Annotated in this window: 12 protein-coding genes; 8 read left to right on the top strand and 4 right to left on the bottom strand. The window is 64.5% G+C overall.

Annotated elements, in window-relative coordinates; genetic code table 11:
• The first annotated feature begins 78 nt into the window (after positions 1–78).
• The 5 genes from ACLIMP_RS10745 to ACLIMP_RS10725 all read left to right on the top strand — a co-directional run bounded on the left by ACLIMP_RS10745 (position 79) and on the right by ACLIMP_RS10725 (position 3,882).
• Entirely contained in the window at positions 79–1,038 is a 960-nt protein-coding gene (locus tag ACLIMP_RS10745) for a TraB/GumN family protein (RefSeq protein WP_324695003.1), read from the top strand.
• A 3-nt stretch (positions 1,039–1,041) separates the two neighbouring features.
• A complete protein-coding gene (locus ACLIMP_RS10740; protein WP_324695002.1) occupies positions 1,042–1,896 on the top strand; it encodes a TraB/GumN family protein in 855 nt (284 codons plus the stop codon).
• Positions 1,897–2,047: 151 nt separating this feature from the next.
• Entirely contained in the window at positions 2,048–2,659 is a 612-nt protein-coding gene (locus ACLIMP_RS10735) for a 50S ribosomal protein L25/general stress protein Ctc (RefSeq protein WP_054438835.1), read from the top strand.
• Positions 2,660–2,746: 87 nt separating this feature from the next.
• Positions 2,747–3,316 carry an aminoacyl-tRNA hydrolase gene (gene pth, locus ACLIMP_RS10730; RefSeq protein WP_324694998.1) on the top strand — a complete coding sequence of 190 codons (570 nt, stop codon included), beginning with the start codon at positions 2,747–2,749 and terminating at the stop codon, positions 3,314–3,316.
• A gap of 182 nt (positions 3,317–3,498) precedes the next feature.
• Entirely contained in the window at positions 3,499–3,882 is a 384-nt protein-coding gene (locus ACLIMP_RS10725; RefSeq protein ID WP_324694995.1) for a PEP-CTERM sorting domain-containing protein, read from the top strand.
• A gap of 51 nt (positions 3,883–3,933) precedes the next feature.
• Here ACLIMP_RS10725 and ACLIMP_RS10720 read toward each other — a convergent pair whose 3' ends face one another.
• Complete coding sequence (locus tag ACLIMP_RS10720) at positions 3,934–5,463, bottom strand: tetratricopeptide repeat protein (RefSeq protein ID WP_324694993.1); 1,530 nt, start codon at positions 5,461–5,463, stop codon at positions 3,934–3,936.
• A 140-nt stretch (positions 5,464–5,603) separates the two neighbouring features.
• On the opposite strand from ACLIMP_RS10720, the gene ychF reads away from it, so the two are divergent.
• Positions 5,604–6,704, top strand: coding sequence for a redox-regulated ATPase YchF (ychF, locus tag ACLIMP_RS10715; protein WP_132468778.1), 1,101 nt, complete (start codon positions 5,604–5,606; stop codon positions 6,702–6,704).
• Between the two features lie 22 nt (positions 6,705–6,726).
• Here the strand turns inward: ychF and ACLIMP_RS10710 are convergent, their stop codons facing one another.
• Positions 6,727–7,143: a MerR family transcriptional regulator gene (locus tag ACLIMP_RS10710; RefSeq protein WP_132468777.1), complete on the bottom strand. Its 417-nt coding sequence runs from the start codon at positions 7,141–7,143 to the stop codon at positions 6,727–6,729.
• A 41-nt stretch (positions 7,144–7,184) separates the two neighbouring features.
• Between ACLIMP_RS10710 and ACLIMP_RS10705 the strand changes: the two genes are divergently transcribed.
• The gene (locus ACLIMP_RS10705; RefSeq protein WP_054435669.1) at positions 7,185–7,964 is read left to right on the top strand and encodes a MauE/DoxX family redox-associated membrane protein; all 780 of its coding nucleotides are present in this window, start codon (positions 7,185–7,187) and stop codon (positions 7,962–7,964) included.
• Positions 7,965–8,006: 42 nt separating this feature from the next.
• Positions 8,007–9,257, top strand: a complete 1,251-nt coding sequence (locus ACLIMP_RS10700) for an alkaline phosphatase family protein (protein ID WP_443477833.1) — start codon at positions 8,007–8,009, stop codon at positions 9,255–9,257.
• Positions 9,258–9,261: 4 nt separating this feature from the next.
• Here ACLIMP_RS10700 and ACLIMP_RS10695 read toward each other — a convergent pair whose 3' ends face one another.
• Both ACLIMP_RS10695 and mutL read right to left on the bottom strand, forming a co-directional pair.
• The gene (locus tag ACLIMP_RS10695) at positions 9,262–9,753 is read right to left on the bottom strand and encodes a hypothetical protein (RefSeq protein WP_443477832.1); all 492 of its coding nucleotides are present in this window, start codon (positions 9,751–9,753) and stop codon (positions 9,262–9,264) included.
• Positions 9,753–11,579 (bottom strand): DNA mismatch repair endonuclease MutL, encoded by a 1,827-nt coding sequence (gene mutL / locus ACLIMP_RS10690; RefSeq protein ID WP_324694985.1) that lies wholly within the window; start codon positions 11,577–11,579, stop codon positions 9,753–9,755. Before mutL ends, ACLIMP_RS10695 begins: the two co-directional genes overlap by 1 nt.
• Between the last annotated feature and the right edge of the window lie 59 nt (positions 11,580–11,638).

Raw genomic sequence — 11,638 nt, 5'->3', positions numbered from 1 at the left:
ACGACGACCTGCCGTTATCTCCCGGCCAGTCGAAGTCCGTTAAGGCCCTGTTTGCCCCTCTCCTTCCATGGAAACGCGATGATCTTTTCCAGCAAGACCCGGCCCGGCATGGGTGCAAAAACATCATGGGGCATCGCCGCCACCGCCTCGTTTTTCCTGTTCGCCGCGCCTCCCGCGCTGGCGCAGACCGCCACTCCGGCAGTCTCCGCTCCCGTGTCGGAAACCGCAGTTCCCGTTCCGGCACGGCCGGCGATGTGGAAGATCGCCGACAAGGACACCACGATCTACCTTTTCGGCACGATCCACATCCTCCCGCAGAACGCCGCATGGTTTCAGGGCCCCGTGCAGCAGGCATTCGAGTCGGCAGACCTGCTGGTGACGGAGACCATGCTCGATTCGCCCGCAACGCTTGAGAAGGTCTTCGTGGACCGGGGAATGCGGCATGACGGCAAGACCCTGCGTGAGAGCCTGGCACCTTTGGAGCGCACCAATTTGGAAAAAGGGCTTTCCAATCTTGGACTTCCGGCAGAAACCTTCGATGCATTCCAGCCTTGGTATGCGGGTCTTCTCCTGTCCCTGCTGCCGCTGAAGGCAGCGGGATACGATCAGGCGAACGGCGTGGAAACGCAGATCGAAGCCAAAGCCGCGTCCAGCGGGATCGCCCGGCACCCGCTCGAAACGGCGGACTACCAGATCGGTCTTTTCGCCGACCTGCCCGAAAAGAGCCAGCAACGCTATCTGGCCGAAGTGCTCGAGCAGCTTCCCACCCTGCGCGAGGATATCGCCAAGGTTGTGGAGGCATGGAAACTGGGCCGGGCGGACGAACTGGCCAAGCTGCTCAATGAAGACGAATCGGACGAACTGATGCGCAAGGCGCTCATCACCAACCGTAACAGGAGCTGGGCCAAGTGGCTGAAGACCCGGCTCTCGCAGCCTGGGGTGGTCTTCGTGGCGGTGGGTGCGGGACATCTTGCAGGCAAGGGCAGCGTGCAGGACCAGCTTGCCAAAGCCGGCATCCGTTCGGTGCGGGTACAATAACCGATGAGGCGCGCCGCCCTCCCCGCGCTTGCGGCTCTGGCGCTGTTCGCATGCAGTCCGGCGCCCGAGGCCGCCAATCCGGCGCTCTGGCGCGTGGAAGGGCCGCACGGCGAGGTAGCCTGGCTCTTCGGCACGATCCACAGCGCCGAGCGCCCATTGCAATGGCAGACCCCGAAAGTACGCGAAGCAATGGACGCAGCCGACACCGTCATGGTGGAAGTTGCCAATCTCGCGAATGAGGCTGAAGTGGCGGCCACATTCGCGCGGCTTGCCCGGAGCGAGGGAGAGCCGCCCTTGTCCAGCCGGGTCGCGCCGGACAAGCGCCCTGCGCTTGCCGCACTGCTCAAGCGAGGCGGCTATTCCGATGGCGATTTCGCCGCGATCGATACCTGGGCCGCGGCCCTCACCATCGCTCAGGCGGGGGCCGACAAGGATCAGGCCCGCAACGGCGTGGACCGCGCCGTCATGGTGGCCGCAGGCAACCGGCCCGTGATCGAACTCGAAGGTGCCGCCCGGCAACTGGGCCTGTTCGACGCATTGCCCGAACGGGAACAACGCGAACTGCTCGCCGCCGTCGTCACCGAAGCGCAGAGTTCGGACAGCGACATCGCTGCAAGCTGGCGCGAAGGCGACATGGCGCGGATCGAGGCGGAAACCCGCAAGGGCCTGCTTGCCGACCCGGAACTGCGTACGGTTCTTTTCGTCGGCCGGAACCGGGACTGGACAGGCAAGGTCTCCGCCGCCATGCGGCAGGGCAAGCGCCCGTTCGTGGCGGTCGGCGCCGCGCACATGGCAGGCCCGGAAGGACTGCCGGCGATGCTGGCCGGGCAAGGGTACAAGGTGACCCGGATCGAGTGATGCCCATGCGCCGGGCGCTTGCATTTCCGCCCATTTCACATTAAGGGCGCGCGCTTCCCGTCATGGTCATCCCTGGAGGCGTGGCGGGACGGTATGGATCGGCAAGCGGTCCCTATCCGATTTTTATCCAGTTTTCGAAAGGCAAGTCCACATGAGCGATACGCTTAACCTGCCGGCCGAGACGCGTGATCGGGCTGGCAAGGGAGCCTCCCGTGCTCTGCGTCGCGATGGCCGCGTCCCCGCCGTTGTCTATGGTGGCAACGAAGAACCCCTCGCGATCCACGTCGAGGAAAAGGAGCTGACCCGTCAGCTCATGACCGGTCACTTCTTCAACTCGATCATCGAAGTCGAAGTGGGCGGCAAGACCTACCGGACGCAGCCCAAGGACGTTGCCTTCCACCCCGTTTCGGATCGTCCGCTCCACGCTGACTTCCTGCGCGTCGTCAAGGGCGCGACTGTGCACGTCAACGTGCCGGTCGTCTTCGCCAACGAAGACGCCTCGCCGGGCCTGAAGCGCGGCGGCGTGCTCAACATCGTTCGCCACGACCTCGAACTGGTCTGCGACGCCGAGAAGATCCCGCACGAGATCGTTATCGACGTGACCGGCTTCGAAGTGGGTGAATCGATCCACATCAGCCACGTCAAGCTTCCGGCCGGTGCCGAGAGCGCGATCACCGACCGCGATTTCACCATCGCGACGATCGCTGCTCCCTCGGCTCTGAAGAGCTCGGAAGGCGACACGGCCACGACCGAAGCCGAGTAATCGGACGATCAATCAATCGGCCCCTCCCGCCCCGGCCAGCCCGGCGCGCGGGAGGGGCCTTTTGTCATTCTGGGGACCAGGAAAATCATGCAGCTTTGGGTCGGCCTCGGTAATCCCGGACCGCAATACGTCTTCAATCGCCATAACGTCGGCTTCATGGCCGTCGATGCGATCGCCGAAATCCATGGCTTTGGTGCTGTCCAGAAGAAGTTCCTGGGCTGGTCGCAGGAAGGCCGCATCGGCACACAGAAGATCCTCCTGCTCAAGCCCGCCACTTTCATGAACGAGAGCGGCCGCGCCGTTGGCGAAGCCATGCGCTTCTACAAGCTGGCTCTTTCCGACCTGACCGTATTCCACGACGAACTCGATCTGCCGCCGTTCAAGGTGAAAGTGAAGCACGGCGGAGGCCATGCGGGACACAACGGCCTGCGCTCGATCGACCAACATCTCGGCGCCGATTTCCGCCGTGTTCGGCTCGGGATCGGGCACCCCGGACACAAGGACCGCGTAAGCGGCTACGTCCTCGGCAACTATGCCAAGGCCGAGATGGACCCGCTCGCAGACATGCTGGGCGCCATTGCCGGCGAAGCGGACCGGCTTTCGGCGGGCGACGATACCCGCTTCATGAACGACGTGGCACTGCGCCAGCAGGATTGAAACTGGTGAGTCTGATTAACTGATTTTCATGCGGGATGCGCGTCGGGTTAGTTTACACAATCGTTATCAGCTCTGACGCGTTAACCAACGAACTCCGTATAAAAACGTATCTGGCACGTGCCTTGCGTATTCCTTGGCAACCCAATCGGGGGCAACCCATTCGGGCAACAAGGGGAATACGAATGCTCCGCAAGACCATGCTCGTCCTGGCGCTTACCGCCGGCAGCACCCTCGCCTTCAGCACGCCGGCACTGGCCACCTGGGGCAAGGACAAGAACCATACGCACTACTGCAACTGCGGTCACTCTGCCGGAAACAAGCAGTGCGGCTCCAGCAGCACTTCTGGCGGCACCACCTCCACTTCGGGTGGCACGACCACGACTTCCGGCGGCACGACCAGCGGCGGAACCACGACGTCAGGCGGTACGACGACGACGTCGGGCGGCAGTTCGGGCGGCTCAACTTCGGGCGGCAGCACCGATGTTCCCGAGCCCGGCATGCTTGGCATGATGGGCATGGGCCTCCTCGGCCTCGCCTACGCGCGCCGTCGCAAGGCTCGCGCCTGATCACGCGGGCCGGCCCCGCTCATCCGCGCATGACATAGCCGCTGCCGGCGCTCAGCCGGCGGCGGCTTTCGCCTTTGCAAGGTCGCGCGCTATGTCCTGGTTGCGCGGATCGGCTGCGGCCGCAGCCTCAAGAAGCCTTCGCGCAGCTGGAATGTCGCGGCCTGCTTCCAGACGAACGACCCCCGCCGTACGCAGGCAGTCCGGATTGTCGGGATCGGCGGCCAGCGCCCGGTCGGCATAGGCGAGCGCCTCCTTCGCCCGGCCCAGTCGCAACGAGGCAAATGCCAGTCGCTTGAGCACTTCGGGGTCTTCGCCCTGCCCGAGCAACGGAAGATATATAGCCACGGCACCGGACCAGTCCTGCGCAGCCAGCGCCGCCTGCCCTTTGTCGGCCTGCGCCATCGCAGCCTTGAGCCTCACCGGATCGAGCCGCGCCTTCAATACCTCCGCCTGGGGATCGCCCACCGATCTGGCAGCCTCCTGCGCCGCATCGAGGATTTCCGGCCGCGCCAGCGCGCTCGCCGCAAGGGGGCGCAGCGTCTCCCACGCCCCACCCGCATCGCCCGTCGCCAGTTGCGCCTCGCCCAGTCGCAGCCGCGAATAGGGGTTTCCGGGCTGGAGCAGCAGGGCGCGGCTGAACATGACGCGCGCCTGTTCGGCCTGGCCAAGATGAAGCAAGGCCTCCGCGTAAGTCATGCCGAGCCCGGAGGACGGATCGAGCTGCGTATCGCGCCCTTGCAGCGCGAGGCGTATTTCCTCCCACTTCCCCTTCTCGGAAAGCAGCTGGATGTAAAGATCATCGACAGCGGGATCGCCTGCCGCGATCTTCTGCGCCTTCAGGACAACGGCCATGGCCTCATCGACCCTGCCTTGCGCGTCGTAGGCATTGGCGAGCGCCAGCATCGGCACGACACGGGCGGGAAAGGCGGAGACCGCCTTTTCATAAGCCGCAATCGCAGCGTCGGTCCGGCCGCGCTCATTCGCAAGATCACCGGCCAGAACCAGCGTGTTGTACGCGCCGGGAGCGAACGATTGCATACGGGCAAGAATGCGCTCCACACCGCCAAGATCGCCGGTTTCCAGCCGATAGCGGGCATAGGCCACGGCCAGGGCAATATCCTTTCCCGCCGCCATGCCCTTGTCGAAGGAAGAAACTGCGCCGCGCTCATCACCCAGCGCAAGGCATGCCTGAGCGCGCATGTTCCACGCCTCCGTGCTGCCGTCGCCCGCAAGCAGGCGCGTGGCTTCGCCCGGGCGACCTTGCAACAGGGCGATCCCCGCCTTGAGCCGAAGCACGGAAGCGCCCCCGCCACCACCACCGGCCCGCAAGAGACGTCCGAGCGCGCGCTCGGCGGACGCGGGATCTCCAAGCGCAATCTGCGTGCGCACCAACAACGCCAGAGCCGCGCGATTTCCCGGCTCATCCTCCAGCGCGGAAATCAGCGCGGCACGGGCGCCCTGATAGTCCTGCTCCGCATAGCGCACCTGCGCCGTGTCGAGCTGGCCAGCGGCATCGTCACCACATGCGGTCAGCGAGACCGCGACCAGAACGGCAAGCGACAGGCGAACGAGCGGCTTCATACCCTGCCCCTTAAAGCCAAGCCCTGAAGTTTCCGTGAAGCCTCTCGTGCAAACACTCTTGCAAACAGGCGTCACGGTAACTGGTAAAGCGGGCAGACAGGCGCTAAGGCGCGGCCCATACATTTATTCCGGAGTAAAAGATGGGTTTCCGTTGCGGAATCGTGGGTCTGCCCAATGTCGGCAAGTCGACCTTGTTCAATGCGCTGACCGAGACGCAGGCGGCGCAGGCGGCCAACTATCCGTTCTGCACCATCGAGCCGAACGTCGGCCAGGTCGGCGTACCCGACCCGCGCCTCGATCAGCTCGCCTCGATCGCGGGATCGGCGAAGATCATCCCGACGCAGCTTTCCTTCGTCGACATCGCCGGCCTTGTGCGCGGCGCGTCGAAGGGGGAAGGCCTCGGCAACCAGTTCCTCGGCAACATTCGCGAAGTGGATGCCGTCATCCACGTCCTGCGCTGCTTCGAAAACGACGACATCCAGCACGTCGACAACAAGGTCGATCCCATCGCGGATGCCGAAACGGTCGAGACCGAGCTGCTGCTTTCCGATCTCGAAAGCCTCGAAAAGCGCGTCCCCGCCGCCCAGAAGAAGGCGACGCAGGGCGACAAGGAATCGAAGATCATCGCCTCCGTCCTCGGGCAGGCGCTGGAACTGCTTCGCGAAGGCAAGCCCGCGCGCCTGACCCAGCCCAAGGACGAGGACGAGGAACGCGTGTTCCGCCAGGCCCAGCTCCTCACCGCGAAGCCGGTGCTCTACGTCTGCAACGTGGAAGAAGAAGCCGCTGCCGAAGGCAACGAATTCTCCGCCCGCGTCTTCGAGAAGGCCAAGGCGGACGGCGCCACCGCCGTGATCGTCTCGGCTGCGATCGAATCGGAACTCGTCGGCATGGAAGCAGAGGAGCGCATGGTCTTCCTCGAAGAGATGGGCCTGCACGAAACCGGGCTCGCACGGATCATCCGCGCCGGCTACGAACTGCTCAACCTGCTGACCTTCTTCACCGTCGGCCCGAAGGAAGCGCGTGCATGGACCGTGCACAAGGGCGCGAAAGCTCCCGAAGCCGCAGGCGAAATCCACTCCGACATGCAGCGCGGTTTCATCCGCGCCGAAACCATCGCCTATGACGACTACGTTGCGCTGAACGGCGAAGCGGGCGCCAAGGAAGGCGGCAAGCTGCGCCAGGAAGGCAAGGAATACGTCGTCCACGACGGCGACGTGATGCACTTCCGGTTCAACGTCTGATCGATACCATCGTCGTCCCGGATCAGGTCCGGGACGACGAATTGTCCTCGAACGCCTCGAGGATCGGGCAAGGTCCGATGTCCGACCCCGCACATTCCCGCGCCAGCTTTCGCAGCGACTGGCGGGCCCCCTCCAGTTGAGCGATCTCCTGATCCAGGTGAACCAGCCGCGCCTGCGCCATCTCCCGCGCTCTTGGCCGGTCGCCGGTGTGATCGAGACTGATGAGCTCGGCGATCTCGTCGAGGATAAACCCCGCCGCCTTGGCTGAACGGATGAAGCGCAGACGCTTCACGTCCTCCTCGCCGTAGTGCCTCTGCCCACTGACACCTCCCGTTGCAGCCGGACGAGGGTCGAACAGCAGCCCCTTGCGCTGGTAGAAGCGCACGGTTTCAACGCCGACGCCGCTAGACCGGGCAAGTTCAGAAATCGTCAAAGCCATGCTTGACTCCGTACCATGGTACGGGAGCTATAAGCCGTCCCATGATACATGACCAGACGCTCGACCAGGCCACCGAAAGTTCAAAAGCCAAGAAGGCCGTGCTCTACCGCATGGTCATGGACAAGCACACCTGCCCCTGGGGCCTCAAGTCGAAGTACCTGCTCGAAAGGCTCGGCTACGAGGTCGAGGACCACTGGTTGACGACCCGCGAGCAAGTGGACGCCTTCAAGGCCCGGCATGGGGTGACCACTACACCCCAGACCTTCATCGGCGGTAAGCGGATCGGCGGCCATTCCGACCTTCGCGCCCATTTCGGCCTGAGGCTCCAGGACCCGAAAGCGACGAGCTATCGCCCCGTGCTTGCGGTATTTGCCACCGGGGCCGGACTTGCGCTTGCAGCAAGCTGGGCGGCATTCGGCACGCCGTTCACGCTGCGGGCGGCGGAATGGTTCGTTTCCATGACGATGATGCTGCTCGCCATGCTGAAGCTGCAGGACGTCGAACAATTCTCGACCATGTTCCTGGGCTATGACCTGCTGGCCAAACGCTTCGTGCCCTATGCCTATGCCTATCCGGTGCTGGAATGGACGGCGGGCGCGCTCATGACCGCCCATGCCCTGCCCTGGCTCTCGATCCCGATCGGCCTCGCGATCGGCGGTATCGGCGGCATTTCGGTTTTCTACGCTGTCTATATCCAGAAGCGGGAACTCAAGTGCGCCTGCGTCGGCGGTTCCGGCGCGGTTCCACTCGGCTTCGTCTCGCTTACCGAGAACCTGTTCATGGTGGCCATGGGGCTGTGGATGCTGGCGCGGATGATATAACACGACATCGACCTGTCACGGAACGCGGGTTAGAGGGCAGGCATGAAAAGACTCGTCGCACTGCTGCTGGGCACTTTTGCCGTACTTGCCTCACCCGCGTCCGCCAGACCGGCGAAAGACCGCCGCGATCCGGTCGTCATTCTCGTCTCGATCGATGGATTCCGTGCAGACTATCTCGACCGCGGCATAACCCCGAGCCTCTCGAAGCTTGCGGCCAGCGGCATCAGTGCCGCCATGCGCCCCTCGTTTCCTAGCAAGACCTTCCCCAATCACTGGGCCCTGGTGACAGGCAAGGTGCCGGACCACAACGGCATCATCGCCAACAGCTTCGAAGATCCGGCACATCCCGGCCAGAAGTTCACGATGTCGAGCGACGAGCCTTATTGGTGGGATGAGGCCGAGCCGATCTGGGTCACTGAGGAAAAGGCCGGAATCCGCACCGCAACGATGTTCTGGCCCGGCTCGAACGTAGCCTGGGGCGGAACCCTTGTTACGGAACCCTGGAAACAGATCACCGGCGGCACCCGGCCAAGCGACTGGCAGCAGTTCAACCAGGCGGCGAGCCCGGTCCAGCGGGTTAACGCGGTGCTGGACTGGTTGCGGCGTCCCGCCGCCATCCGGCCCCGACTGGTGACGCTCTATTTCGACGATGTAGACACGGCCGGGCATCGCTTCGGCCCCGACGATCCCCGCACGAATGCCGCGATAGCGGAAATCGACCGCGATATCGGCGCGCTCGTCGCTGGCCTGCGCGAACTCGGGCAGCGGGCGAACCTCATCGTTGTGGCCGATCACGGCATGGCCTCGGTTTCCAGCGAACGTACCATCCCGCTGGACGCCGTTGCCGATCCCGCGCTTTACAAGCTGGGAGAAACCGGGCCGTTCGCCGCGCTTGCGCCAACGCCGGGCAACGAAGCCGCGCTTGCCGCAGCGCTGCTGAAAGCACATGACCACATGCAGTGCTGGCGCAAGCAGGACATTCCGGCTCGGCTGCGATATGGCACAAATCCTCGGATCGCGCCGTTCTTCTGCCTAGCCGAAACCGGCTGGCAGATCAGCGCGAAGCTGCCTGCGAAAGCCTCCACCGGCGGCACTCACGGTTATGACAATGCCGCACCGGAAATGGCCGCGCTGTTCATTGCCAGCGGGCCGGACTTCGCGAAGCGCGGCAAATTGGCGCCGTTCGACAATGTCGACGTTGCCCCGCTGCTGCGTGACCTCCTCAAATTGCCGCAGGCGAGCGACGGCGACGGCAACGATGCACCGTTCCGCAATATCGTGAAGCAGCGTTAGGTACTCAGCCCCGGCAGGAAACCTCGCCCTCGGCCATGAAGGCAACGCGTTCCTGTGCGTCATGAAGAATGAGCTTTGCCGGCCAGTGCATCGTGTCCGATCCGCTGCCCTTGCCGGGCAGGCTCACGAGATCGACCCAACTGGCCAGACCGACGTAAGTGGAGCGTGCATTGCCCGGAAGCTGCGCGCTCTCGACCTTGGCAGCGTAGCGCTTGAGGTCTCCTGCGATGCGCATGAAGCCCTCTTCCTCGTTGGCGATGAAGATCGGGTCCTTCTGGTCCGGCTTGCGGAAAGCGCAGCCGGGTTTGTCTAGACCGTAGCGGGCCACGTCGATCTCGGTGATCGGCCGGGGAATGATCGGCTTGAACGGCTCCTTGCTCATCCGTTCGACCTTCGCGATATCCTGCGCATCCTCCGCCGTCTGCCCCCCCGGATCTTCCTGCCCGCAGGCGGAGAGAAGAGTGACGACGGCCAGCCCAAGGATCGCATTTTTCATCATTTTCGCCCGAAGAGTTTCTCAATGTCCTGATGGGCAAGTTTAACCCACGTGGGGCGGCCATGGTTGCATTGGCCCGAACGCGGGGTGCGCTCCATTTCGCGCAGCAGCGCGTTCATTTCGGCGACAGAAAGCGAACGGCCCGCGCGGACCGATCCGTGGCAGGCCATCGTCGCGAGCACGAGATCCAGCTTCTCGCCAAGCAGCAACGCATCGCCGTTCTTGGCAAGATCGTCGGCAATATCGCGCACGAGCGCGAAGACATCGGACTTGCCCAGCACCGAGGGCACCGCGCGCACCAGCATCGCGCAAGGGCCGAAACGCTCGAGCACGAGTCCGAACCGGGCGAGATCGGCGATCTTGTCGTCCAGCGCATCGCACGCCGCTTCCTCAAGCTCGACCACTTCGGGCAGCAGCAGGGCCTGAGACCGCACCATCGCGTCCTCCGCACCGGCGGCCTTGAGCCGTTCGAGCACGAGGCGCTCGTGCGCGGCGTGCTGATCGACGATGACGAGGCCGTCGTCCGCTTCGGCCACGATATAAGTGCCGGCCACCTGCCCCCGGGCCACACCCAGCGGATAGCGCAGCGCATCCTCCGGTTCGTCGGGCACGGGTTCTGCGCGTCCGGACGGCTGGGCCATCACTTCAGCCTCATAGGAACGCCAGACTTCCCCTGCTTCACCGACGCGCGAAGGCGCCGGGCGGAAATCGGAGCGGGATTGCGGCGTCGAATACTCGCGGGCGAAGAGAGAACCCAGCGCCGGCGCAGGTGCAGGCGCTACAGGTTCGACCTGCCACATCCCCATCGCCGCGACCGAGGCGGGCTGCGCACTCTTCTGACCCGAAGATTCCAGCGCATGGCGCAACGCGCCGACCAGGAAACCGCGCACAAAGGCGGGATCGCGAAAACGAACCTCGGTCTTCGCGGGATGGACGTTGACGTCCACGTCCTCGGGCGGAATCTCCAGGAACAGCGCGAGCACCGCATGGCGATCGCGCGCCAGCATGTCGGAATAGGCGCCGCGCACCGCCCCTACCAGAAGGCGGTCCTTCACCGGGCGGCCGTTGACGAAAAGGTACTGGTGATCGGCAACGCCGCGATTGTAGGTCGGCAAGCCCGCCACCCCGGTGAGCCGGGCAGTGCCGCGCTCGGCTTCGATCAGGACACCGTCTTCCGCCAGTTCACGCGCAACGAGACGGGCCACGCGCGCCGCCAGTTCCTCGCGCGGCTGCACCGCGATAACGCGGCGGCCGTCATGTTCCAGCACGAACCCGATGTCAGGTCGCGCCATGGCCAGGCGCCGCACGACATCCTGGCATGCCGCATATTCGGAACGCGGCGAGCGCAGGAACTTGCGCCGGGCGGGCACTTTGCCGAACAGATCCTCAACGCGGATTCGCGTGCCGGGCGGCAATGCAGCGGGACCGTCGGCGGCGACCAGTCCGTGGTCAACCACACGCTTCCAGCCTTCCGCCGCCTCATGCGGGCGACTTTCGATGGTCAGCCGCGCAACCGATCCGATCGAGGGCAATGCCTCGCCGCGAAAGCCGAGCGTGGCGACCAGTTCGATATGCTCGTCAGGCAGCTTGGAGGTCGCGTGGCGCTCCAGCGCCAGGGCGATCTGTTCCGGCTCCATGCCGCAGCCGTCGTCGGTCACCTCGATCAGGTCGAGGCCGCCCGAGGAGATCCTAACGGTGATTTGCGTGGAGCCCGCATCCACCGCATTCTCGACAAGCTCCTTGAGCGCGGAAGCCGGACGCTCCACCACTTCTCCCGCAGCGATGCGGTTTACGAGGTGTTCGGGAAGGCGACGGATGGTTGGCATGCAGGGTCTCTTGTCCGGTTGCGCGCAAAGCGTCAAACCGCCGGCGGACGGGCGATCTC

Origin of the sequence: Novosphingobium aeonii (assembly GCF_052279045.1) — a bacterium.
Taxonomy (GTDB): domain Bacteria; phylum Pseudomonadota; class Alphaproteobacteria; order Sphingomonadales; family Sphingomonadaceae; genus Novosphingobium.
Note: the sequence above shows the minus strand (reverse complement) of the source record. Positions and strands in the feature narration are given on the sequence as shown.